Genomic DNA, 26209 nt, shown 5'->3' with positions numbered 1-26209 from the left:
AAACATACAATGAAAGACAATCAAATAATATTGCAAGATAAATTACAGGCATCTAAATTAGGTGGTGGTCAAGAACGTATTAAAAAACAACATGCTAAAGGAAAACTAACGGCACATGAGCGTATTCATTTTTTATTAGATGAGGGTTCTTTTGAAGAAATGGGTGCTTTAGTAACGCACCGTACTAAAGATTTTGGTATGGATAAACAGGTTTTTTATGGAGATGGTGTAGTTACTGGCTATGGTACAATTAATGGTAGACAGGTATATGTATTTGCGCAAGATTTTACTGTTTTTGGAGGAGCTTTATCCGAAACGCATGCAGAAAAAATATGCAAAGTAATGGATATGGCTATGAAGATAGGTGTGCCATTAATTGGATTAAATGATAGCGGAGGGGCACGTATTCAAGAAGGTGTTAGATCTTTAGGAGGGTATGCCGATATTTTTCATAAAAACGTAATGGCATCGGGAGTAATTCCTCAAATTTCTGCTATTATGGGACCCTGTGCTGGTGGCGCTGTTTATTCTCCTGCAATGACGGATTTTACGTTAATGGTAGAAAACTCTAGTTATATGTTTGTTACTGGACCAAATGTGGTAAAAACAGTAACAAATGAAGAAGTAACATCAGAAGAATTGGGAGGAGCTAGTACACATGCTACCAAATCTGGAGTTACCCATTTAACTGCTGCTAATGATATTGCATGTATTAACCAAATAAAGCAATTGGTTAGTTATATGCCTCAAAATTGTGAGGATACTCCAGAACAATTACCTTATGAATTAGGAGAAGAAATAAGAAACGTTTTAGAAGAAATAGTACCAGAAAATGCAAATCAGCCTTATGATATGCGCCATGTAATTAACGGTATTATTGATGAAGAATCTTTTTTTGAAATACATAAAGATTACGCAGAAAATATTGTAGTAGGTTTTGCTAGAATTGCAGGAAAAAGTATTGGTGTTGTTGCCAATCAGCCTATAAGTTTAGCTGGTGTTTTAGATGTAGAAGCATCTAAAAAAGCAGCAAGATTTACACGTTTTTGCGATTGTTTTAATATTCCTTTGTTAGTATTAGTAGATGTTCCAGGGTTTTTACCAGGAACAGATCAAGAATGGAACGGGATTATTACTAACGGCGCAAAATTATTATATGCTTTAAGTGAAGCTACTGTACCAAAAATTACAGTAATTACTCGTAAAGCTTATGGTGGAGCTTATGATGTAATGAATTCTAAACATATTGGTGCCGATATGAATTATGCATGGCCAGGAGCAGAAATTGCTGTGATGGGAGCAAAAGGCGCAAGTGAAATTATTTTTAGAAAAGAGATAGCTTCTGCAGAAGATTCGGAAGCAAAACTTATAGAAAAAGAAAAGGAGTATGCAGATAAATTTGCAAACCCTTATAGTGCAGCAGAAAGAGGTTTTATAGATGAGGTTATTTTACCTAAGAACACCCGTAAAAAACTTATAAAGGCTTTTGCAATGTTAGAAAATAAAAGTGTTGCATTGCCTAAAAAGAAGCATGGAAACATCCCTTTATAAGTACGTAAATTTGGGGTAAGCCCACTGCATTTATAAGAAAAAAATTAAAAATTTGAGACAAACCTAGGAACATTTATATCTTGATTATCGAGTAAAAAAAATAGAATGGATACAAAAACGATGTTTAAAGAATTTTCAGAAACATCTTCTAAAGAATGGACTTCTATTATTGAGGGAAATTTAAAAGGAGCCAGCTTTGAAGAAACTTTGGTTTGGGAATCTGCAGAAGGGATACAAGTAGCTCCTTTTTACCATAAAGATTTAGTAGGTTCAGAAACACTAACGCCACTGCAAACTAAAACTTGGAAAATTGGTCAGTTCATTACGGTATTAGATGCTGTTAGTGCAAATAAACAAGCAGTATCTTCATTAAATGGCGGTGCGGAAAATTTGTGTTTCTATATTACATCCGAAGAGATAAATATAAGTTTATTACTCTACGAAATCGATATAGATAAGATTTCCATATACTTTAATTTTTCTTTTTTATCCTCTAATTATATTAAAGATATAATAAGCTTTGTAGGTAAATCTAGGAACAATATATTCTTTAATGTTGCTATTCTAAGTAACCTTAGTACCTCTGGAAATTGGTTTATAAATAAAAAGACCGATTTTAAAATTTTAGATGAAATTGTAGATTTGGGTGTACCAAATGTGTTAATGGTTAATGCAGCATCATACCAAAATGCAGGAGCAAATATGGTAGAGCAGTTAGCAATTTCTATAGCCCATGTAAATGAGTATTTTTCTTATTTTGAGGAAAGAAAAAAATTGGAAAAAATAAAAACCATAACTTTTAAATTAGCTATTGGTACCAATTACTTTTTTGAGATAGCAAAACTTAGAGCACTTCGTATATTATGTAATGTTTTGCAAGAAGCTTATAATACTACAATACAAATATATATTATAACAGAACCTACAAAGCGTAATAAAACATTATATAGCTATAATGTAAATATGCTTAGAACTACAATAGAGAGTATGTCTGCAGTATTAGGAGGGGCAAATACAGTATTTAATATGCCTTATGATGCTATTTTTCATAATAGAAATGATTTTGGAGAGAGAATAGCCTTAAATCAACTTTTATTATTAAAAGAAGAAAGCTCATTAGATAAAGTAAATAACCCTGCAGATGGTTCTTATTATATAGAAAGTATTACAAATCAGTTAGCAGAAAAAGCATTAGAATTATTTAAAGAAATAGAAAAAGGTGGCGGTTTTTTAGAATCCTTGCAAAAAGGAGAAATTCAGAAGATAATAAACAATAGCGCATTAAAGGAACAAGAAAAATTTAATACAAATGAAGAGGTTCTAGTTGGTACTAATAAGTACAGAAATCTTACGGATAAGATGAAACAAAATTTAGATTTTGAACCATTTGCATCAGATATTTTAAAAAATACAGAAGTAGAGCCTATTATAGAGAGAAGGTTAGCAGAAAAACTAGAACAAGAAATTTTAAAAGATGAGTAGAAAAGATTTTCAATATATAACCTTAAAAGCAAGTTCTAAAAGTTCCGTTTCAATACCAGAAGAAGAAAAACATACTACTGCAGAAGGTATTGCAATTAAAAAACAATATGGGGAAGATGCAATTAAAGATGTTTCTCATTTAAATTTTATTGCAGGAATACCTCCTTTTCTTAGGGGGCCTTATGCAACTATGTATGTGCAACGCCCTTGGACAATAAGACAATATGCAGGTTTTTCTACTGCAGAAGAAAGTAATGCTTTTTATAAAAGAAATTTAAAAGGTGGTCAAAAAGGATTATCTGTTGCCTTTGATTTGCCAACCCATAGAGGCTATGATAGTGATCATGAAAGAGTAGTTGGCGATGTTGGTAAGGCAGGTGTGGCAATAGATTCTGTTGAGGATATGAAAATTTTGTTTGATAGTATACCGTTAGATAAAATGTCGGTTTCTATGACCATGAATGGTGCCGTATTGCCAATTATGGCATTTTATATTGTGGCAGCAGAAGAACAAGGAGTAGATACTAAATTACTTTCTGGAACAATACAGAATGATATTTTAAAGGAGTTTATGGTTCGTAATACCTATATCTATCCGCCAAAACCATCCATGCAAATTGTTTCCGATATTTTTGAATATACGAGTAAAAACATGCCTAAATTTAATAGCATTAGTATTTCTGGATATCATATGCATGAAGCAGGAGCAACTGCAGATATAGAGTTGGCTTATACTTTGGCAGATGGTTTAGAGTATATTAGAACGGGACTTGCTGCAGGTATGAAAATTGATGATTTTGCACCAAGACTTTCTTTTTTCTGGGGAATAGGAATGAACCATTTTATGGAAATTGCTAAAATGCGTGCAGGTCGTATGCTATGGGCAAAATTGGTAAAGCAATTTAATCCAACAAATAAAAAATCATTAGCATTACGTACCCATTGCCAAACTAGCGGATGGAGTCTTACAGAGCAAGACCCATTTAATAATGTAGCAAGAACAACTATAGAGGCTGCCGCCGCCGTTTTTGGAGGAACACAAAGTTTGCATACCAATGCTTTAGATGAGGCTATAGCTTTACCTACAGACTTCTCGGCAAGAATAGCAAGAGAAACACAAATATTTTTACAAGAAGAAACTAAAATTACGAAGACTGTAGATCCATGGGCAGGTAGTTATTATGTAGAAAGTTTAACCAATGACCTTGTTGCAAAAGCGTGGGAATTGTTAGAAGAAGTAGAGGGCCTTGGAGGAATGACAAAAGCCATTGAAGCTGGTATTCCTAAAATGAGGATAGAAGAAGCTGCAGCAAGAAAACAGGCTCGTATAGATAGTGGGCAAGATGTTATTGTTGGAGTAAATAAGTATATTTTAGAAGAAGAAGATGAGCTTCAAATTTTAAAGGTAGATAATGCTGAGGTACGCCGTAAGCAATTAGAGCGTTTAAAAAATATAAAAGCAAAGAGAAATGCAGTAAAAGTAAAAGAAGCTTTAGAGAAACTTACCCAAGCAGCAGATTATAAAATGAATTCCCCTTCTAAGATTACAGATAAAAATGAGTTTAATTTATTAGCTTTAGCTGTAAATGCAGCAAGAGAAAGAGCTACATTAGGAGAAATAAGTAACGCTTTAGAGAAAATTTTTGGGCGTCATAAAGCAATAATAAAAGCAATATCTGGAGTGTATTCTAAAGAGATTAAAAATGATGATGGTTTTGAGAAGGCCAAAAAAATGACCGATACTTTTGCAAAACAAGACGGCCGTAGACCAAGGATTATGATTGCCAAAATGGGGCAAGATGGTCACGATCGTGGAGCAAAAGTAATTGCAACTGGTTACGCAGATATTGGTTTTGATGTAGATATAGGGCCTCTTTTTCAGACTCCAGAAGAAGTTGCCAGACAGGCCGTAGAGAATGATGTACACATATTAGGAGTTTCATCACTAGCAGCGGGGCATATAACTTTAGTGCCTACTGTAATTGAGGAACTAAAAAAATATGGTAGAGAAGATATAATGGTAATTGTTGGGGGGGTTATACCAAAACAAGATTATCCTTTTTTATTAGAAGCTGGAGCCGTAGCTGTATTTGGACCAGGAACAAAAATAAGTGCTGCCGCAATACAAATATTAGAGATTTTATTAGACAACGATTAAGCCTACTTTTAGGCTTTTTCTGTATTAATAAGTTTGCGAAAAGATTTAATCTTTTCGTCTTCATTAACTAATTTAGTAGTGCATTGTTCTAAAAACCTAAGAAAAGAGTCTTTTTCATCAGAAGAAAATCCTTCGGTAAGGAAATGAATAACACCTAGTCTAGACGGTTGTGTTTTATCTATTAAAGCAATTCCTTTTTTAGTTAATCTAAGACGTTTTTTTCTACGGTCTTCGTTATCTTCAAACTGTTTTATCAATTTCTTGTCTAAAAGTACATTGATAAGGTTAGTTATATTTGCTCTAGAAACGTTTAAGGACTCTGCTAGTTCGCTAGCCATAAGGTCTTTAACGTGTTTTTCTCTTTTGAAAAAAGGAAGATTCGGATTCCCTGAAAGGTGCAATAATATAAGCCATTGTTGCGTGGTAAGACCAACTTTTAGATATACACCATCACCAATCTTTTTAAGTTGATTAGCTAAATCAAAAATACTTAATACAATAGATTCTTCAACGCTTTTATTAATCATGGTGTGTTTAGTTTATGTAAAAAATAGCATGTAAATATATAATTTATATACTTAATTATACAGTTTGTTAACTATTTTACCCTTAGGTTTTAATAAAGATTTTTGAGAAACAACTAGTAAGAATTAGTGAATAGTAACCTTTTTTTTGTAATAATTATGGAGTTCCAATGGGCTTGCTCCAAAGTGTTTTTTTAAATGAATAATGCCAAAGTAATATTGCAATTTATAAATGCCTATTTCTTCATATTTTCTAGCGGAGGTTGTTACTTTTTGAGGCAAAATTGTAAATTTTTTCCCCTTGTAGATTCTACTTATAAATTCATTGTCCTCATAAATAATAAAGTTTTCATTAAAACCATTTAGAGAGTTAAAAAGTTTTTTAGAAATGAATAAAGATTGGTCCCCTCCTCTACATATTTTATGATTTATTTTAGAAAACCACGCAAAGAATTTTAGAAATAAGTGGTTATTATCAAATTTCATCTGAAAACAGCCTACAGGCTGTTTTTTAAGAAATGCATTTACTATAAGGGCATCAAATTTTTTTGGAGGAAAAGTATCAATATGTAAAAAATATAGAATGCTTCCTTTTGCTTTTTTTGCGCCAACATTCATTTGTATGGCTCTTCCTTTTTTAGACGAAACAACAGTAGCGCCACTTTCTTTTGCAATAGTAACAGAGTTGTCTGTGCTGCCACCATCAACTATAATTATTTCTTGTATATAGTTACTTTTAGAAATATTGGTTTTTAAATGAGAAAGTAATTTAGGAATACTTTTTTCTTCATTTAAAACAGGAATGATAATAGATATTTGTGGGGGATTATTTTTCATTTAAACTCCAATTGTAGTCTAGGTATTTTACACTTGTTTTTTTAGAAAGATTAATGGTAGTATATGGTTTTATAAAGTCTACAATAGTACCTTTTGTAGTAAAATCTTTTTTAAACCATTTAAAAATTTGAGATATTTCTATTTTAGAAATAGATATTATATTCCTTTTTGGGTCATTAATAAAATCTTTAGTTGCTTGTTCTAATTGTGCTTCCATTTTTGAAGCAATAAAAGCTTCGTTTTTTAACATTGGGCAAGAGAAAGAAGCACAGTTAATAGCAAAATGAATTCTAGGTTCTTGCATTTTTCTAAGAACCTTGTGTTCAATGTCGCCTAAAGAAAGAGTCTTATCGCCAACGGCTATCCATTTCTTATCCCATGGTTTAGAAATTTTCTTAATACTTTTTATGGGATAGTTATCTAAAATAAGTTTTACAGTTGCAGCATTATAAAGATTTATATAATATGCTAATTTTTCATTCTTATTAGCTGTGTTGCTTGTAGGGTTGCTTCCTAATTCGCTTATATAATTAGATAAAGTAATAGTATCTTTTAAAAACCCTTCATAATCTACATTTCCATTAGTATCTACATGAGTTTTTAAAAGGGTATCCCAGCTGCTATGGTCTATTTTATTAGTTTGGCCATTAACTAGGTTACTAAACAAAGAAAAGATTAATAAGAAGGTGTAACTATATAATTGCATTGTAAAGCTTTATTTTTTAGTGGTTAAAAATTTTGAAACCTTACAATACAATAGTAATTTTTTAAGTTATAATTGTTTTATCAATTCTTTAAATAGCTGAATCATTTTAGGTTCTGTATTGCCTGCTACTTCTATTATTTCTTGTATATTAACTGGCTTTAAATTGTCAGGGTCGCATTCATCTGTAAGTACAGATACTGCTACAATAGGTAATTTTAAATGGTTTGCTACAATTACCTCTGGTACAGTGCTCATTCCTACCGCATCTGCACCAATAATTTTTAGCATACGGTATTCTGCTTTGGTTTCTAATTGCGGGCCTACTACAGATGCGTATACTCCTTTTTGTATAGAGATATTGTTTTTAATAGCAATGGCTTCTATTTTTTTACGCATGGCAAGATCATAGGGTTCTAACATATCTACAAAGCGATCCCCAAATTCTGCTACATTTTTAAAAGCTAAAGGAGAGCCACCCTGAAGGTTTATATGGTCTTCAATAAGCATAATATCTCCCTTCTTGTAATTTAAATTTATTGCTCCTGCAGCATTGGATACAAAAAGGTTTTTTATTCCCAATTGGTGCATTACACGAATTGGATAGGTTATGTCCATAAAATCATATCCTTCATATAAATGAAAGCGTCCTTCCATAACTACTACTTTTTTGCCTTCTATAGTACCATAAATTAATTTCCCAGTATGAAATTCTACAGTTGCTAATGGAAAGAATGGAATGTGATTATAATGTGCTGTAATTGGATTCTCTATTTCATTTACTAGCTTGCCTAAGCCAGTTCCTAAAATTATACCTATTTCGGGGTTTAAAAATCCTTTTTTTTCAAGAAAGTCTACAGACTCTTGTAATTGTTTTTTTGTAATTGTCATACGTTTTTAATAAATGGTTTAAAGGCTTCAATGTCTTTAATGTCTTCATAAACATCTACATCATTTTTTGCCTCTAAAATATGTGTTTTTGTGTTTTTTAAATCATTTAAAGTACTCTTTAAAACGGTATTTGTTCCCCATTCTTTGTTTTTAAATAACTTGGAGTTGGGAGTTTTCATTCCTAAAAGGTAATACCCACCATCTATTGCAGGGCCAATAACATAATCGTTAGTGTTTAAATGAATAAATGCATTTTCAATATCTTCAGTAGATAAATCATACATGTCACTACCAATAACAATAATATGCTCAAAACCAGAATTAAATCCGTCATTAAAAGCATTAAACATTCGTTCTCCTAAGTCCGTCCCTTTTTGTATTTTTTTACTATAAGTGGATGTGTCCCAGGTATCTTTTTCCCAAATCTCCTCAGAATAAAATACTTGTTTGGTGGCATAAATGCTTTTTGTAATGTTAGCAGTATGTTGTAATAGAAATTTATAAATATCTAAAGCTACATTTTTGCCAACAGTGGCAGCTAAACGAGTTTTACATTTTCCTAATTCAGGATTTCTAGTAAAAATTAGAAGTAAGTTCTTAGAATTTGCGAGTTCAAAACGAATTGCTTTTTCATCAGTTTTGTTTTCATTTGGAGATAATACACCCATTATTTATGTAGACTTTGTATTTATTTGTAAATTTTTTCACCTTTTTTTAAAAGCTTGCCCCAATGTTTGTTGTAAGCATGTACTTTTTCGGTTTTTTCTTGATCTAAATTATACACAGGTTGGTCTTGATTTTTCCATTCAAAAATGCCACCATATAAATTTTTAACATTAGTGAACCCCATTTTTAGTAAAGTTTCTCCAATGTTTTCTGAACGAACACCAATAGAGCAATACACAACTATTGGAGTGTTTTTATTTGTTATTTTTTTTGAAATACTATCTTTATTAAAAGTATCATAGCCAATCCAGATAGCATTTTTTATATGACTTACATTAAATTCAGCCTCTTCTCGGCTATCTAATAAAACAATACTATCATTAGGAATTAAATTAGCAACTTGAATATAGGGTACAGACTCTTTGTTGTAGCTTTTTAGAATTTTATCTAGTTTAGATTGTGATTGCAATCTAAAAAAACTACAAATTAAAAATAAAAAAAACCATATATTACGCATACTATAATTATAGGTTTAATGAGTATAACAAATATACTGTTTTACAAATGTTAGCTTAATTTTGACTAGGATTATTTGGTAGTAAACTTGTTTTTTATCTAAAGTTTTAATGTGATATTCGTCGTAAATACTTTAAAAAATTACGTATTACTAAAAAAATCCCTACTCAAAAGAGTAAGGATTTATTGTGTTGCCTCCAGCCCCGAAGCTTCGGGGGAACCAGGTTATAGTTATTTTTTGTTAAGTATATCTTCTAGAATTTTTGGATTTAGAATAATTTTTTTGATGAACTTAGAGCTTTTCATTCGTTTAATAAATTTTTCAAGATAGATTGCATCAGTTTTAGAATTACATTTTTTTGTTAAAACAATTTTCCAGTCATTAGCAGCATTAGTAAACCCTTTTTTAAAGTAATGTGAGTTATGTTGTTCAAGTCTAACTAAGGGTTTAGTCGATTCTCCAGTGTAATATTTATCTAGCGTGGCAGAGTAAATAATATATAAATAATGCATGATAAAGTTCTTAAAAACAAAAAACCCTGCGTATGCAGGGTTTAATTGTGGTGCCTCCAGGAATCGAACCAGGGACACATGGATTTTCAGTCCATTGCTCTACCAACTGAGCTAAGGCACCATGCCGTTAAGCGGGTGCAAATATATGTTCAAATTTATTATATACAAACAAAAATGAAAAAAAAGACGATTGTTTTTTTACATTTCTTAATCTTTGTAACATGAATTTAATTGTGGATGTAGGTAATACGTATGTAAAACTAGCTGTTTTCAAGGAAGATAGCTTGTTGCATGTGGTTTCTGTAAAGTTAATTTCTTTATCAGAAAATTTAGAAAATATATTTAAAGATTATCCCAGTATTAGTAATACTATAGTTTCTTCTGTTGGTATGTTACATAATGAATCGTTAAAAAAAATAGCTAAAAGAACACAGTTACATGAGTTAACATCTAGTTCTAAAACTGCTTTTGTTAATAAATATGCAAGCCCAAAAACATTAGGAGTAGATCGTATTGCCTTAGCAATGGCGGGAGTTCTTTTGTATCCTAATAAAAATGTGTTAATTATAGATGCTGGCACTTGTATAACTTACGATTTTGTGACTAGTGGTGCAGAATATTTGGGAGGAGCTATTTCTCCTGGAATTACTATGAGGTATACGGCATTAAATAATTTAACAGCAAAATTACCTTTGTTAGATAAAAAACATACCGAAGATTTTATTGGAAATTCTACAGAAACAAGTATTCATAGTGGCGTAGTTAATGGTGTTTGTATAGAAATAGAAGGAATAATAGGTCAATATAAAAGCAGATTTAAAGATTTAACAGTTATTTTAACAGGAGGAGATACTCATTTTTTGTCAAAACGATTAAAAAATACCATATTTGCGGATTCCAAATTCCTGCTAAAGGGACTAAACTATTTGTTGGAATACAACAAACACTAGATGATTAAGAAAATTTTAATTGCAATTGTGTGCATAGCTTCGGTTGGTATGTACGCTCAAGAAGGGTCAGTTTCTCCATATTCTTACTTTGGAATAGGAGAGTTAAGAACTACAAGTACTGTAGAAAACCAAATGATGGGGGGCTTAGGAGTTTATGCAGATAGTATACACGTAAATCTCAAAAACCCTGCAGCCTATAGTAAGTTAGGGCTTTCTGGTAACAATAAGGTTGGTTTAACTACGTATACAGCTGGTATTTCTCATAACAGAATAACACTTAAGAGTTTTGCAGAACAAGAAGAAACCGCTTTAACAAATTTAGATTATTTAGCACTTGGTTTTAGTTTAGGAAAAGGCCTAGGTATTGGTTTTGGAATAATGCCTCGCTCTTCTGTAGGGTATAATATTGAACAAGAAACAACTAGTAGCCAGGGGGCTGTATCAAATGTATTTTCAGGTGATGGTGGATTAAATAAAGTTTATTTTTCTGTAGGCTATGAGTTTATGAAGAATCTTAGCTTTGGAGCAACTGCGAACTTTAATTTTGGTACTATTAATAGTAATAGGGTGCAATCTATAGAAGGGATTCAATTTGGAACTTTTGATCGTAGAGAATCTAGAATAAATGGTGTAGATTTTAATTTAGCAGTAAATTATACACCTAAGGTAACAAAAAAACATACACTTTATACTTCTCTAAGAGTAAAGACTCAGGGCAATTTAACCTCAAGTAACAGCCAAGAAATTGGTTCTTTTTCACCAGATAATGGAGTAAATATAGAATTAATAGATGTAGACTTAGATGCGCAAGGCTTAAGAAATACAGAATTTAAAATTGCTCCAGCAACTACTTTAGGAATAGGTTTTGGAGAAGAAAAGAAATGGTTTTTAGGAGCAGAGTATAGTATACAATCTTTAGATTCTTTTTCTAATGACTTTCTTAGAGCAACAAATGTTACCTACGGGGATGCTTCTGCTTTTTCGGTTGGTGGTTTTTATATACCAGAATACTCATCATTTACAAGTTACTTAAAAAGAGTTGTTTATAGGGCTGGGTTGCGTGCAGATAATTCTGGAATGATAGTGAATAATAAAGAAATTAAAGATTTTGGCATAACTTTTGGACTTGGTTTACCTCTAGGACGAAGTTTATCTAATATTAATCTAGGTTTTGAATTAGGAAAAAGAGGGACTTCTACAGCAAATTTAATAGAAGAAAATTACTTTAAGATTAATATAGGACTTTCTTTAAACGATTTGTGGTTCAAGAAAAGAAAAATTAATTAAAAAATAGTACATTAACCACTTTAAAATAAAATATAATATGAAAACGAAACTTTACTTCACAGCAATATTGTTTTTGGGAGCAATAGGAGTAAGCAATGCTCAGGCTCAAAATCAAGAATGTATGACCAACTTATCTATATATGTTGAGCATGCTAAAGTTAAAAATTATGAAGCAGCATATACACCATGGAAAATGGTATATGATAATTGCCCTGCTTTAAACTGGGCAAATTTTGCCTACGGAGAAAGAATTTTAAAAGACAAAATTAAAAAATCTTCTGGAGCAGATAAAGATGCATTAATTACAGACTTAATAGGTTTGTATGATAATAGCGTAAAACATTTTCCAAAGAAAGCAACACCTGCATCGGTAGCAATAGATAAAGTGTTATTAAAGTATGATAACAAAATGACTAATGATGCAGAAATATATTCTATGTTAGGAGATGCGTTTGTTAATGATAAAGCAAACTTTAAAAATCCTAAAGCACTATACCTATATTTCTCTAGTTTGGTAGATTTGCATAACTCAGGTGCTAAAGAACTTCAAGAAGTTTTTGATGTTTATGATGATGTTACTGAGAAAATAGAAGATGAAAATCTTAAATTAACAAACATTATTACTAAGTTATTACCAAAAGAAGAGGCAGGTACATTAACCTCTAAAGAGAAGAAACGTTTAAGTTCTGCAACAACAAACTCAAAATCATTTGGTAAAATTGCAGGAAGTATAGATTCTAAATTAGGAGCACTTGCAGACTGTGGAAATTTAATACCATTATATGAGAAAAACTTTGAAGCAAAAAAGGGTGATGTAAAGTGGGTAAAAAGAGCAGTAGGGAGAATGTTTAGTAAAGAATGTACTGAAGAGCCAATGTTTAAAAAGTTGTTTGATGAGCAATTAAAATTAGACCCATCAGCAGATGCTTATATGTACGGGGGTATGTTAAAGCTTAAGTCTGGAGATAAGAATGGTGCAATATCAGATTTTAATAAAGCTGGTGAGTTAGAAACAGATTCTTACAAAAAATCTAACTTATTATACAAAATAGCTACTATTTACAAAAAAGGAGGAAGTAAATCTACTGCTAGAAATTATGCGCAAAAAGCAATAAATGCTAATTCATCTAATGGTAAAGCGTATTTATTAATTGCAAGTTTATATGCAAGTAGTGCAAACAGTTGTGGAGCAACACCTTTTGAAAAACGTGCTATATATTGGAAAGCAGCAGAAATGGCAAGAAAAGCAGGAAGAGTAGATCCATCATTAAGTGGTAGAGCAAACCAATCTGCAGCAAGTTATTCTGCAAAAGCGCCAACAAAAGAAATGATTTTTACAGCTGGTAAAGCTGGCCAAACAGTTACTTTTAAGTGTTGGGCAGGTGGTAGCGTAAAAGTTCCTAACTTATAAGATGAAAAAGTTTTTTACCGATAATTTAAAAAGCATTGCCATGGTTTTTTCCATGGCAATGCTTTTTTTTTCATGTAAAGACAATTATAAAAGAGTAGGAGAAGAAGCTAAGCCCAATATATTCCCTCAAGGAGTTGCTAAAAATTTCGTGCTTACCTATACAGAAACAAAAGAAAAATTAGATTCCGACGATAAAAAAAATTCAAAAGTTTTAGCTATTTTAACTAGTGCTATTAGTGAAGATTATGATAATTTAAAATTTCCGCATAGAACTTTTCCAAACGGAGTGCATGTAGATTTTTTTGATGAAAACAAAAAAAAGAGCACCATAACTGCAGATTATGGTATAATTTATAGTGCAACTAATGTTATAGATTTGCAAGGAAATGTGGTTATAAAAAGTCATGATGGTAAATTATTAGAAACACCACAATTATATTGGGATCAATCTAATGAGTGGATATTTACGCAAGAAAAGTTTAAATTTACAAACCCAGAAGATGGCACCGTAATGGATGGAAAAGGAATGGATTTTAATAAAGATTTAAGTTTCTTAAACGCTCATAAAACCTATGGGTTAATGCTTATTAAAGAAGAAAAAGATGATTAAGATTTTACGTTATACAGAGTATTTATATTTAATAGTGTTTTTTTTCTCTGTATATAGAGTGTTTACCGATTGGAGAATAGATAAAAATTCTGCATATTTATTTATTTTCTTTGCGGCAGTATCTATTGGTATGTTCTTTTTTAGAAGAAACTACCGTAGAAAATTTGAGCAAAGAAAACGCGATAACCAATAACAATTTTGGAAACTTCCATAATTATAATAATCATTTCTCTCTTGTTTTCTGCTTTTTTTTCAGGAATGGAAATTGCATTTATTTCTGCTAATAAAATACATATAGAAATAGAGAAAAAGCAAGAAGGTTTTTTAGCAAGAATACTTACACTGTTAACTAAAAAACCATCAAAGTTCATTGCAACTATGTTAATTGGTAACAATATAGCATTAGTTATATATGGCTTGTATATGGGAGAACTTTTAATGAGTATTTTTCTAAATATTCAAGGAACAACCACAGGATTTTTTCATGTCTTTTTAACAGATTTTAGCTTGTTTACACAAACGCTAATCTCAACACTTATTATATTAGTTACGGCAGAGTTTTTGCCAAAAGTTCTTTTTCAAATCTATTCTAATACCCTATTAAAAGTACTAGCTTTTCCAGCTTATATTTTTTACATATTATTTTCAATAATTTCTGATTTTGTATTAAAAGTTTCCGATTTTATTTTGAAAACACTTTTTAAGACAGATGGGGACGAAGTACAGTTGGCTTTTAGTAAAATAGAACTAGGAGACTATATTACTGAGCAAATGGAGACTGTAGAAGCTAATGATGAAGTTGATTCTGAAATTCAAATTTTTCAGAATGCGTTAGAGTTTACAGCTGTTAAGGCTCGTGAGGTTATGGTGCCAAGGACAGAGATTACTGCGGTAGAACTACATGAATCTCCTAAAGATTTGGCAAAACTTTTTACAGAAACAGGCTATTCAAAAATATTAATATATAAAGATACTATAGATGATATTATAGGATATATACATTCTTATGAATTGTTTAAAAAGCCGAAGACATTAAAAAGTATTTTATTGCCAGTAGAGTTAGTTCCAGAGACTATTTTAATTCATGACATTCTTAAAATACTTACTAAAAAAAGAAAAAGTATAGCAGTAGTTTTAGACGAATATGGCGGAACCTCAGGAATAATTACTGTAGAAGATATTGTAGAAGAGCTTTTTGGAGAGATTGAAGATGAGCATGATTCTACAGATTTGCGAGAAGAAAAAATAGATGAAGCTAACTTTTTGTTTTCTGCTAGGTTAGATGTAGATTATATAAATGAAAACTATAAATTAGAATTACCAGAAAGTGATGAATATGAAACTTTAGGCGGATTTATAGTATATAAAACAGGAGAAATTCCTGAGCAAAATTCAGAAATAATAATAGATAATTTTCAATTTACAATTCTCGAAGTTTCTAATACAAAAATAGATTTAGTAGCTCTTAAAATAATAGAAGAAGACTAGAAGCAATAATAAGTGCTTTAAGGTATTTTTTAGGTTTTATTATTTCAATTAAAAATGGTAATTTCGCGAACTGATTTTAATTATTCCAAACAATGGCAATTTTAGAAAATATAAGAAAAAGAACAACCGTTTTAATCCTTATTATTGGTTTAGCACTATTCGCATTTGTAATTTCAGGTGTTTTTACTAGTAGTAATATGGGCGGTGGAAAAGTAGGTTCTGCTGTTGCAGAGATAAATGGAGAAGAAGTTTCTATAGATGCTTTTAGATCTAAAGTAGAAGCTGCATCTAGAAGAGTTGGGCCAACTACATCCTCTTTACAACTTGTAAATCAGGTTTGGGATCAGGAAGTTAAAAACACTATTTTAGGAGAACAATTTGAAGATTTAGGTATTGGTGTTGAGCAGGATCAAATTATTGATTTCCTTAAAACTACTGGCTATGCTCAAAATCCAGAATTTCAAAATGAAAATGGAGTTTTTGATCCTAATAGATTTAAGAATACTATTGCAGATTGGAAATCTAATAATCCAGCACAGTATGATGCTTGGTTAGAGACAGAAAAAACAATTATTCAATTAGCAAAAGAACAAACCTATTACAACCTTATAAAAGCAGGTGTAGGAGCAACTCTAAAAGAAGGAGAGTTAGATTATAAGTTAGCTAATGATAAAGTAGATATAAAATATGCTAGAGTTCCTTACTCCTCTATAGCAGATAGTACTATCTCGGTTTCTAAAAGTGATATTTCTTCTTATGTTAATGCGCATAAAGAAGAGTATAAGCAAGAAGACGCAAGAGATATTCAATTTGTATATTTTGAAGAAAAAGCATCAGCTGCAGATGAAACTGCAGTAAAAGAAAAAATTACAAAATTATTAGATAACACGGTAGAGTATAATTCGCAAACAGATAGAAACGATACTATCTTAGGATTTAGAAACACAAAAAATGTTGCTGCGTTTTTAGATAGAAATTCAGATACTAAATTTGATACTATTTATAAAGATAAAAAACAATTACCAGCATTATTTGCAGATACATTAGTAACATTAAATATTGGGAATATATATGGCCCATATAAAGATGGTAACTTATATAAGTTATCTAAAATGGTTGCTAAAAAGACAAATGGTTCTGTTAAAGCTAGTCATATATTAATTGCCTATGAAGGAGCAACAAGAGCTAACCCAGAAGTAAAAAGAACTAAGGAAGAGGCAGAAGAAAAAGCAAAGGAACTTTTAAAAGAGGCTAAAAAGACAGGAACTGTTTTTGTAGAATTGGCAAGAGATAATTCAGATGGACCATCTGCTGCTAATGGTGGAGATTTAGGATATTTCCAAAGAGGTACTATGGTTCCAAAATTTAATGATTTTGCTTTTGGTAATAAAGTTGGTGCTATTGGATTGGTAGAAACAGATTTTGGTTTTCATGTTATTAAAATAGATGACAAACAAGATATTTATCAAATAGCAACTATTACTAGAGAAATTTTACCATCAGAAGAAACTATTAATACGTTATTTACTGATGCTACTAAATTTGAAATGGAATCTATAGAAGGTTCAAAAGCATTTTTAGATTTGGCAAAGGAAAATGAATATAGCGTGCGTCCTGTAAATAAAATAAAAGCTATGGATGAAAATTTACCTGGCTTAGGAACGCAACGTAGTATAGTGCAATGGGCGTTTAATGAAGATACGGATAATGGGAGCATTAAAAGGTTTAATGTTAATAATGGCTACGTTATAGCACAATTAACAGCAAAATATAAAAAGGGTCATATGTCTCCGGAAGATGCTTCTGCTTCTGTGTTACCAATATTACGTAAACAAAGAAAGGCAGCACAAATTATTAGTGCAAACAGTGGTAAGGATTTAGATGCTTTTGCAAAGGATAATAATATTTCTGTTGCTACAGCATCTGCTTTAACAGTAAAATCTCCTACAATCCCTGGTGCAGGTAATGAGCCTGTAGTTGTTGGTAATGCTTTTGGTTTAGCAGAAAATGAAACTTCTAAATTAATAGAAGGTAATACAGGTGTATTTATGGTTACGGTTACTAAAAAGACAGACGCCATTAAATTAGACAACTATAGTACGTATGCAAATTCTTTAAAAAACTCTAATGGTACAAAGGTTACTACAGAAGTTTATAATGCATTAAAAGAAGGAGCAGAGATTAAAGATAATAGAGCTACTTTTTATTAGTAGTATATACTTAATATAGATAAAAAAGTCTTCCAATTTGGAAGACTTTTTTATAGTACCATTTCTTTATAAGGTATTAGTATTGAATATCCTTTTCTTTTAAAATAACGCATTTGTCTTGGGGTGCCGGTTGCTAAAACAAAATCGCCTCCCCAAGCACCTAGGCTCTTTATATGTCCTTCAAAATCAGAAAATAAAGCTTCTTTTTGTGTGGGTGTTTGTAGAAAGTTTGAAAGGAGATTCTCATGCGCTAAAAGTAAAGAGTTAAAATCAGTAAGGCTTTCAGCTATGAGCATTTGCTGTGTAAGCTCAGAGAGTTTTGCAATTAAGTTTGTTTTATCTTTAGCTATAGATTTATAATTAGCAATACCCTTTCTGCTGTTTTGTTTCTTATTTAAATAAACAAAATAGAGTTTGTCTATAAAAGGAGGGTTGAAAGTTGTTTTTTTAACTTCAGGTTTTCCCTCACTTAACTTATATGTTATAGGGTAATTATGTTGGGCACAGGCAATATCATAAGCACTTCCAGAAAACGAATTCCATAATAATTTGTAAGCATCTACTTTAGCCCAACTAGCAATATTATTAATTAAAGTAGAGGAGGAGCCAAGCCCCCAATTTCTAGGAAATGTTAATTTGGTTTCTACAAAGTAACCAGCTGTTGCCGAAAGAAAAGGATTAAGTTTCTGCGCTTCAGACAAAATCTTAATTAGTATATCAGCAGTAGATTGCGCTTCAATTTCTAAATTATTTTTATTTTCAATTTCTAAGAGTATGGAATTTGTAGAATCATCAGGTTTTATAAAAAATGTTGCTTTAAACCACGTGTCCCCTTTTTCATCTATACTAGTCCATACTATTTTTGGGGCATTATTTTTTCTAATAGTAAGTAGTTGCCCATATTTAGTTGGTATTGCTAAACTTAAAGCACCATCTAAAACAGCATATTCACCAGTTAATAATAACTTGCCATTGCTGTAGAAAGTTGAGTTCATTTTTTTATTTTTTAAGTTTTTCATAGGCTTCTATCACGGCACTATGAGAAACGGTATTATTTTTAAAATGATTAATAACAGCCTTTTTTTCTGTTTCTGTAGCTCCTAATTGATTAAGAATATTTAGAAGATGCATTTTCATATGTCCTTCTTGAATGCCAGTAGTAACTAAAGAACTAACAGCGCCAAAATTTTGAGCCAAACCAGCAACGGCAACAATTTGCATAAGTTCTTTGGCAGAAGGTTTTTGTAATATTTCAAAAGCTAATTTTACTAAAGGGTGTAAATTAGTTAAGCCACCAATAGTTCCTAATGCAAGTGGTATTTCTATCCAAAATTTAAAAATATTATTCTCTATGGTAGCATGTGTTAAACTACTATAAGAACCATTTTTTGACGCATAGGCATGTACACCAGCTTCTATAGCTCTAAAATCATTCCCAGTTGCTAATACTACAGCATCTACACCATTCATAATACCTTTGTTGTGTGTAACAGCTCTATGGGGTTCTGCTTTTGCAATAGCAATAGCTCTAATCATTTTTTGAGCAAACTCTTTAGGGCTTACCTTTTTATGTAAGTTTAAATCTTCTATAGGGCAACTAACTTCTGCTTTTACTAAACAGTTTGGAGTGTAGTTAGAGAGGATGCTCATTACTACCTCTATATTTTTTTCCTCGTTACTAAACAACGCATAGTTTTGAGCTTCTTTTTTAAAAGTAGTGGCAAATTGTTCCAAACAACTATTAATAAAATTAGCACCCATGGCATCCATGGTTTCAAAAGTGCAATGTAATTGGTAGTAATTTTCTAAGCTATCTGTTTTATCTCTTAATTCTATTTTAGTAATACCACCTCCTCTTTTTTCCATATTCTTTGTTATAGAAGAAGCTTCGGAAATAAGTTTGGAGTATACTGTATTAAAAAAACTTTGTAATTTGGATAGGTCTCCAGAAAACATAAAATGTACTTGTCCAATTTTCTCAGTACCAATAATAGTAGTTTTAAAGCCACCGCGTTCTAACCAAAATTTTGCAGCTTTACTAGCTGCGGCAACAACAGAACTTTCTTCTATAACCATTGGTATAGAAAGTAATTTTCCATTTATTAAAAAGTTAGGCGCAATACCTAGCGGTAAATAAAAATTAGAGATAGTATTTTCTATAAACTCATCATGCAATTTTTGTAGTTGCGCATCTGTATTCCAGTAATCAGAAAGTATTTTTTTTGTAGCTTCTGGATGCTTTGTGTATTCTTTTGCAATCCAATCTATTTTTTCCGCTTTTGTAAGTTTAGAAAAACCTGAAATAGGCTTGGTCATAGGTGTGTTTATTTCAATTTACATCTAGATGTAAAAAACTATTAAAATAGACGTAAATATAAGGATAAAGGGAATAGATTCGGGAAAATCTATTTAACACATTTCTTTGTTATATTTTTCTTATTAAATGCTCTTTTTAGTAAAATTATTAGTATTCTTGATGGATTTATTAAAATTTAAAACATTTATGAGAAAAAATTACATTTTTGTTCTTTTTGTAGTAGGTCTTTTACAAACAGCATTTTCGCAGGACAAAACAATAACAGTAGAAGAAATTTATCAAGGAACATTTAGAACAGAAGGTATGGATGTACTACGTTCCTTAAAAAATGGGAAGCAGTATACCGTACTTAATTTTGATAGAAATACTAGGTCAACTTCTATAGATAAATATGATTATAGCACCTTAAAAAAAGTGGAAACTATAGTTTCTTCGTTAGATTTACAAGAAGTAAATTATTTTTCGTCTTATGAATTTAGTAAAGATGAATCTAAGTTAATTTTAGCTACAGATTTAGAATCTATTTACAGACATTCTGCTTTAGGAATTTATTTTATTTATGACATTGCAAGTAAGCAAAGTACAAAAATTGCAGATTACAAAATTCAAGAACCTTCATTATCTCCAGACGGTAAGCAAGTTGCTTATGTAAAGGATAACAATATATTCTTATTTAATATAGCTTCAAAAGAAACAAAGCAAATTACTACAGATGGTAAAAAAAATGAAGTGATTAATGGTATTACAGATTGGGTTTATGAAGAAGAATTTGCATTTGTTAGGGCTTTTGAGTGGAATTCTAACGGTACAAAAATTGCATTTTTACGTTTTGATGAAACAAATGTCCCAGAATTTTCTATGGATGTCTATGGTTCTGCTTTGTACCAAACACAAGAAGTATTTAAATATCCTAAAGCTGGAGAAGAAAATGCTAAAGTATCTTTACACATGTTTGATGTTGCATCTGGAAAAATAACAGCAGTAAATCTTAACAACCCTTATTACATACCACGTATTAAGTGGATGCGTAATGCTAATTATTTAAGTGTACAGACCTTAAATCGTCATCAAAATAATTTACAATTACTAGCTGTTAATGCTAAAAATAATAAGGTATCTGTTTTATTAGAAGAAAAAGATGAAGCGTATGTAGATATTACAGATGACTTAACTTTTTTAGCAGACGATAGTTTTATTTGGACTAGCGAAAAAGATGGCTGGAACCACATATATCTTTATAATGATTCTGGAGAATTAGTAAATCAAATAACAAAAGGTAATTGGGAAGTAACTAGTTATTATGGGTACGACCAAAATGAAGATAAAGTGTACTACCAATCTACAGAAAATGGATCTATAAACCGTGGTGTTTATAGTATAGAGAGTAATGGTAAAAACAAAAAGGAATTATCTATTGTAGAGGGACATAATTCTGCAGATTTTAGTGCAGATTTCACCTACTATATTAATACCTATTCTAGTGCAACAACGCCTTCAAAATATACATTACATACTGCTTTGAGTGGTAAAAAAGTAAAAGATATAAAAGACAACAGTACACTTTTAACTACTTTAAAAGAATATAAATTAAGCAAAAAAGAATTCTCTACTTTATCTGTTAACGGTAATGAACTTAATATGTACATGATCAAACCACTAGATTTTGATGCATCTAAAGAATATCCAATGATAATGTATCAATATAGTGGCCCTGGTTCTCAAAATGTATCTAATAGTTGGTTAGGAGCAAATGACTATTGGCATCAAATGTTAGTTTCAGAAGGATATATAGTTGTTTGTGTAGATGGTAGAGGTACAGGTTTTAAAGGTAGAGACTTTAAAAAAGTAACGCAAAAAGAATTAGGGAAATTTGAAGTTCAAGATCAAATAGCCGCAGCGGAAAAATTAAGCGAGTTACCTTATATAGATGAAGATAGAACAGGAATTTGGGGTTGGAGTTATGGCGGTTTTATGTCTACCAATTGTATTCTAAAGGGTAATGACGTTTTTGAAACTGCAATTGCTGTTGCACCAGTTACTTCTTGGCGTTTTTATGATACTATTTACACAGAACGCTATATGCAAACGCCGCAAGAAAACGCAAGTGGTTATGATGAAAACTCACCATTAAATTACCCTGAACGTTTAAAAGGAGATTATTTATTAATTCATGGTACAGGAGATGACAATGTGCATGTGCAAAACACCATGCGTATGGCTGAAGCTTTAATACAAGCAAACAAGCAGTTTGAGTGGTCTATATATCCAGATAAAAACCATGGTATATATGGGGGTAATACAAGAATTCATTTATATAATAAAATGACTAATTTTTGGAATGAAAATTTAAGAGATAAGCCTAGAAAAAGTAAAAAGGAAAAGTCTATAGAAACTTCGACTAAAGTTAAAGGATAGACTATAAATAAACTTTAATTAAAATAAAAAAACTAACAAATTAGAATATGTCAGATATAAATAAACCAGCGCATCAGAAAGAACTTTTTGGGCACCCAATTGGATTATATGTTTTGTTTTTTACAGAAATGTGGGAACGTTTTTCTTATTATGGAATGCGAGCTTTGTTAGTACTGTATATGACAGCAAAAACAATGCAAGCTAATGGGCAAAGTGGCTTAGGTTGGTTAGAGGGGGAGGCTTTAGCGCTTTATGGTTGGTATACTATGTTGGTATACTTAATGAGTATTCCAGGAGGGTTTATTGCAGATAGATACATAGGGCAGAAAAAAGCAGTTTTAATTGGAGCAATATTGCTTACTGCAGGTCATGGAGTATTAGCAATTGATGCAATTTGGGCATATTACACAGGTCTTGGATTAGTAATTTTAGGTGTAGGAATGCTAAAGCCTAATATATCAACAATGGTAGGGGGATTGTATAAGCAAAATGATATTAGAAGGGATAAAGGGTTTAGTGTTTTTTACGTTGGGATTAATTTAGGGTCTTTTTTAGCTTCTTTATCAGTTGGGTTAGTCGCAAAATTTTATGGATGGCATGCTGGTTTTGGTTTGGCAGGAATAGGAATGTTACTTGGCTTAATAGTATATATATATGGTCAACGTTATTTGGTGCATGTAGGTAATGAACCAACACCAGAAGATAAATCTAATGATATTAGTATAGCCACATTAATGAGTCAATTATTAAAATCTCCAATACATTTAGGAATTGTAGGATTAATTATAGCATATGCTATATATGCTGGATTTACTTATGCGGGAGCAGATAATTGGGGATACACAGCATTATATATTGTAATAGCATTAGTTACTGGTATAATGATGATGATTTACAAGAATTTAAACGGACAAGTAGAAAAAGATAGGTACGTTGTATTGCTTTTATCCTTATTAATTGTAATTGTTTTTTGGGGATGTTTTGAACAAATGGGAGGATTAATGAATTTGTATGCGGAACAAAAAACTAATAGAGATTTATTTGGTTGGGAAGTACCATCAGCTTGGTTCCAATCTGCAAATCCTGGGTTTATTATTTTATTTGCGGTATTCGTAGCTAATATATGGGCAAAGCGTAAGTTAAAAGGGAAAGAAGCAGGCTCGTTATTTAAAATGGCAACAGGTGTAATAATTATGGGAATTGGTTTTATTTATATGGTCTTTGCCTCTATGGAATATGAAGCTAATGGAAGTTCTGCAATGTATTGGTTGGTTTTAGCTTACCTTTTTCATACGATTGGAGAATTATGTTTATCACCAGTATCATTATCTTTCTTCACTAAATTAGCGCCAGCACGTTATATGGCATTAATGATGGGAGTTTATTGGGCTGCAACGGGATTAGGAAATAAAGTAGCAGGTGTTATTGGAGAAAATGCATCAAAAGCAGGAGAACTCAATATTTTTGGAGGACTTTTTATTTTTGCAGTTACTTTTGGAATTTTAGTAATTCTACTAATGAAACCATTAAAAAGATTAACCCACGGGGCCGAAGATAAAGAAACCATTATTCATGATGATGAAACAGAGGGGTTTGAACTTTCTAATCACTAATATTTTTTAAATTAAAAGGATAAGCTCCCTTTTCACCAGTATAGTGAAAAGGGAGTTTTCTTTTGTCACAAGTGGCTTTCCATCTAGCTATATAACTTTTGTAATTACTACCGTCGGCTATAATTTTTGTTGGTTGTACAGTATCTATAAATCTATCTAAATTTATTTTAGGCGAGTTTGATAATAGATAGATGCCAGATTTTTGTGTGGGCATGTAAATTCCAGTAGAATCAATTATTCTAAAAACCAAAGTATCGTATGCATAAGAATTTAATAAAGGCCTGTAGGTAACAGAATCTATTCTTTTTTCAATTTTATACTTATTTAAGGTAGATGTGTTCCCCTTTTTTTGAGAAGAGATAACAGTTAAACTAGTTCCATTTTGATGGTATATAACCGAATTTCTGCTTTCATGTAAAACCCATAACTGCTGCTCCTTTTGTAAATTATTATTTTGATAGATAGTTAGTATTTGCCAAAGCAGTAAACTAGCCAAAAAATAGCTTACTTTTTTAAAGGTAGTTTTACTTAGTGTAGTAACTAATAAAATTAAAATTCCGTAGCTAAGAAAAAGCTGTAATTGGTTAAAAGATATGTTGGAAAATAAAAACGCTTCCTGTTCTGCAACCCAACCAATAATATAGTTCATCCAGTAAATTATAGTATTGTAAACAAGAACAATGTTATTTGGTAGGCAATTAGCAACTGCTAGTAAAATTACTAGGATTCCAAGCCCCAAAATAACTCCTAAAAAAGGAATAATAAGAAGGTTAGAAATAAAGAACAAACTTGGAAATTGATGAAAATAAAAGAGTGAGATGGGTAGCACGCCAACCTGTGCAGCAATACTAACCGATAAGAGTTGCCAAACTTTATTTAGTACTATGTTTTTAGGAAACCAAAAACGCTGCAACATAGGAAATATCCAAGCAATTGCAAAAACGGCGGCATAACTCATTTGGAACCCTACCTGGAAAATTAAGTTGGGACTAATAACCAATAGTATAAACCCCATAGATAAGGCAAGAATATTAAAGGTGTTACTTGGTCTATTTAAGTATAATGCATAAGCCACAAAAGAGAACATAGTAGTTGCTCTTATTATTGATGCGCTAAAACCTGCTAGCAAAGCAAAAGACCATAAGAGTAAAACTAATGTTGCTAATTTTATTTTTCTGCCATACGGTAAATAAGTTAAGGGTTGCAAAAGAAACTCTAGAATAAGCAATAAAATACCGATATGTAAACCAGAAACCGCTAAAATATGAACCGCTCCTGCTTTTTTGTAATTATCATAAGTAGTGTTCGATAAATCTTGGCGTTGTCCTAATAAAAGAGCTTCTATAACTGCTAATTCTTGCGAGCCAAAAGGAGCTTGTTTTAGTTTTTTAATTATATGATTTCTTATTTTGGAGGAAAAACCATAAAGTGTGCTACTACTGTTTTTATTACGAATTACATTTTCATGCTTCAGGTTTACTTGGTGGTAAACCCCTAATGTTTGCATGTATTTTTTATAATTAAACTGGTATGGATTTAATGGGGCATTAATTTCTTTAAGAGAAGCAACGGTTTTTATTTCATCATCAATATGTAAAGGAAAATAGAGCGAATCTTTACTAATGTTTACTAGAATTTTACCAGAATATTTTTTGTTTTCTATTGTTTTTACTTCGGCAATATATTTTTTGTAGTAGGTATTTGGTTTTAAAACTTCTGTAATTTTTAATGTGCATGTTTTTGGTGAAGAAGTTTTGTGATGACTGTAGTGCGAGTCGTAATTTAAAGGGGTGTTAAGTGTGGTTGTTAACACTCCTAAGCTTATGGTGGTACAAATCATGAAAACGGTAAAAAGAAAGTGCCTTATATCTTTTTTTAAAGTAAAAAAGCAAACTCCTAACGCGGTTAAAGAAATACCAGTAAAAAGAAAAGCGCTATGAATAGTAATTTTTGTATAAGTCCCAATAAGAATTCCCACAACTAGTAATAAGGTGAGTTTAATGGAAGCAAATTTTAAAAGCTGCATAAAGGAAAATGTATCCTTCTAAAATACCTTATTTTAAACGT

General features: G+C 31.2%; 22 protein-coding genes and 1 tRNA gene. 12 read left to right on the top strand and 11 right to left on the bottom strand.

Annotated features, from left to right (window positions below; all coding sequences use genetic code 11):
* Window positions 1-9 precede the first annotated feature (9 nt).
* The 3 genes from Q0945_RS13115 to scpA all read left to right on the top strand — a co-directional run bounded on the left by Q0945_RS13115 (window position 10) and on the right by scpA (window position 5191).
* Window positions 10-1551, top strand: coding sequence for an acyl-CoA carboxylase subunit beta (locus Q0945_RS13115; RefSeq protein WP_299435300.1), 1542 nt, complete (start codon window positions 10-12; stop codon window positions 1549-1551).
* Between the two features lie 105 nt (window positions 1552-1656).
* The gene (locus tag Q0945_RS13110; protein ID WP_299435298.1) at window positions 1657-3033 is read left to right on the top strand and encodes a methylmalonyl-CoA mutase subunit beta; all 1377 of its coding nucleotides are present in this window, start codon (window positions 1657-1659) and stop codon (window positions 3031-3033) included.
* Complete coding sequence (scpA, locus tag Q0945_RS13105) at window positions 3026-5191, top strand: methylmalonyl-CoA mutase (RefSeq protein WP_299435296.1); 2166 nt, start codon at window positions 3026-3028, stop codon at window positions 5189-5191. Before Q0945_RS13110 ends, scpA begins: the two co-directional genes overlap by 8 nt.
* An 8-nt stretch (window positions 5192-5199) precedes the next feature.
* Here the strand turns inward: scpA and Q0945_RS13100 are convergent, their stop codons facing one another.
* The 8 genes from Q0945_RS13100 to Q0945_RS13065 form a co-directional block, all read right to left on the bottom strand.
* Window positions 5200-5718, bottom strand: a complete 519-nt coding sequence (locus Q0945_RS13100) for a MarR family transcriptional regulator (RefSeq protein ID WP_299435294.1) — start codon at window positions 5716-5718, stop codon at window positions 5200-5202.
* Between the two features lie 123 nt (window positions 5719-5841).
* Entirely contained in the window at window positions 5842-6552 is a 711-nt protein-coding gene (locus Q0945_RS13095; RefSeq protein WP_299435292.1) for a TIGR04283 family arsenosugar biosynthesis glycosyltransferase, read from the bottom strand.
* Window positions 6542-7258, bottom strand: a complete 717-nt coding sequence (locus tag Q0945_RS13090) for a DUF547 domain-containing protein (RefSeq protein WP_299435290.1) — start codon at window positions 7256-7258, stop codon at window positions 6542-6544. Before Q0945_RS13090 ends, Q0945_RS13095 begins: the two co-directional genes overlap by 11 nt.
* A gap of 66 nt (window positions 7259-7324) precedes the next feature.
* Complete coding sequence (locus Q0945_RS13085) at window positions 7325-8140, bottom strand: purine-nucleoside phosphorylase (RefSeq protein ID WP_299435339.1); 816 nt, start codon at window positions 8138-8140, stop codon at window positions 7325-7327.
* A 2-nt stretch (window positions 8141-8142) separates the two neighbouring features.
* Entirely contained in the window at window positions 8143-8814 is a 672-nt protein-coding gene (locus Q0945_RS13080; RefSeq protein WP_299435288.1) for a TIGR04282 family arsenosugar biosynthesis glycosyltransferase, read from the bottom strand.
* Window positions 8815-8834: 20 nt separating this feature from the next.
* Window positions 8835-9281: a rhodanese-like domain-containing protein gene (locus Q0945_RS13075; RefSeq protein WP_366136413.1), complete on the bottom strand. Its 447-nt coding sequence runs from the start codon at window positions 9279-9281 to the stop codon at window positions 8835-8837.
* Window positions 9282-9559: 278 nt separating this feature from the next.
* Entirely contained in the window at window positions 9560-9841 is a 282-nt protein-coding gene (locus Q0945_RS13070) for a GIY-YIG nuclease family protein (protein ID WP_299435284.1), read from the bottom strand.
* Between the two features lie 48 nt (window positions 9842-9889).
* A tRNA-Phe gene (locus Q0945_RS13065) sits at window positions 9890-9962 on the bottom strand.
* 100 nt (window positions 9963-10062) lie between these two features.
* Between Q0945_RS13065 and Q0945_RS13060 the strand changes: the two genes are divergently transcribed.
* From Q0945_RS13060 to Q0945_RS13030, 7 genes are all read left to right on the top strand, one after another.
* On the top strand, window positions 10063-10791 hold the full coding sequence (locus tag Q0945_RS13060; RefSeq protein WP_299435283.1) for a type III pantothenate kinase: 729 nt from the start codon (window positions 10063-10065) through the stop codon (window positions 10789-10791).
* Window positions 10792-12078 carry a hypothetical protein gene (locus tag Q0945_RS13055; RefSeq protein WP_299435281.1) on the top strand — a complete coding sequence of 429 codons (1287 nt, stop codon included), beginning with the start codon at window positions 10792-10794 and terminating at the stop codon, window positions 12076-12078.
* A 37-nt stretch (window positions 12079-12115) separates the two neighbouring features.
* Entirely contained in the window at window positions 12116-13489 is a 1374-nt protein-coding gene (locus Q0945_RS13050) for a hypothetical protein (RefSeq protein WP_299435279.1), read from the top strand.
* A 1-nt stretch (window position 13490) separates the two neighbouring features.
* Complete coding sequence (lptC, locus tag Q0945_RS13045; RefSeq protein WP_299435277.1) at window positions 13491-14099, top strand: LPS export ABC transporter periplasmic protein LptC; 609 nt, start codon at window positions 13491-13493, stop codon at window positions 14097-14099.
* Entirely contained in the window at window positions 14092-14292 is a 201-nt protein-coding gene (locus Q0945_RS13040) for a hypothetical protein (RefSeq protein ID WP_299435275.1), read from the top strand. Before lptC ends, Q0945_RS13040 begins: the two co-directional genes overlap by 8 nt.
* Before the next feature lie 5 nt (window positions 14293-14297).
* The gene (locus tag Q0945_RS13035; RefSeq protein WP_299435274.1) at window positions 14298-15587 is read left to right on the top strand and encodes a hemolysin family protein; all 1290 of its coding nucleotides are present in this window, start codon (window positions 14298-14300) and stop codon (window positions 15585-15587) included.
* A gap of 92 nt (window positions 15588-15679) precedes the next feature.
* Window positions 15680-17797 (top strand): peptidylprolyl isomerase, encoded by a 2118-nt coding sequence (locus tag Q0945_RS13030; RefSeq protein WP_299435272.1) that lies wholly within the window; start codon window positions 15680-15682, stop codon window positions 17795-17797.
* Window positions 17798-17847: 50 nt separating this feature from the next.
* On the opposite strand, the gene Q0945_RS13025 is transcribed toward Q0945_RS13030, so the two are convergent.
* Window positions 17848-18792, bottom strand: coding sequence for a GYDIA family GHMP kinase (locus tag Q0945_RS13025; RefSeq protein WP_299435270.1), 945 nt, complete (start codon window positions 18790-18792; stop codon window positions 17848-17850).
* Window positions 18793-18796: 4 nt separating this feature from the next.
* Window positions 18797-20113, bottom strand: a complete 1317-nt coding sequence (locus tag Q0945_RS13020) for a hydroxymethylglutaryl-CoA reductase, degradative (protein ID WP_299435268.1) — start codon at window positions 20111-20113, stop codon at window positions 18797-18799.
* Between the two features lie 187 nt (window positions 20114-20300).
* On the opposite strand from Q0945_RS13020, the gene Q0945_RS13015 reads away from it, so the two are divergent.
* Window positions 20301-22529, top strand: coding sequence for a S9 family peptidase (locus Q0945_RS13015; RefSeq protein ID WP_299435266.1), 2229 nt, complete (start codon window positions 20301-20303; stop codon window positions 22527-22529).
* 47 nt (window positions 22530-22576) lie between these two features.
* Window positions 22577-24142 (top strand): oligopeptide:H+ symporter, encoded by a 1566-nt coding sequence (locus tag Q0945_RS13010; protein ID WP_299435264.1) that lies wholly within the window; start codon window positions 22577-22579, stop codon window positions 24140-24142.
* On the opposite strand, the gene Q0945_RS13005 is transcribed toward Q0945_RS13010, so the two are convergent.
* Complete coding sequence (locus Q0945_RS13005; protein WP_299435262.1) at window positions 24132-26168, bottom strand: ComEC/Rec2 family competence protein; 2037 nt, start codon at window positions 26166-26168, stop codon at window positions 24132-24134. The genes Q0945_RS13010 and Q0945_RS13005 overlap by 11 nt on opposite strands.
* Window positions 26169-26209: the final 41 nt, after the last annotated feature.

The sequence above is a fragment of the uncultured Maribacter sp. genome, from assembly GCF_947500405.1.
Classification (GTDB): Bacteria; Bacteroidota; Bacteroidia; order Flavobacteriales; family Flavobacteriaceae; genus Maribacter_B.
The sequence above is the reverse complement of the archived record's forward strand: the minus strand, read 5'-3'. Positions and strand labels throughout refer to the sequence as shown.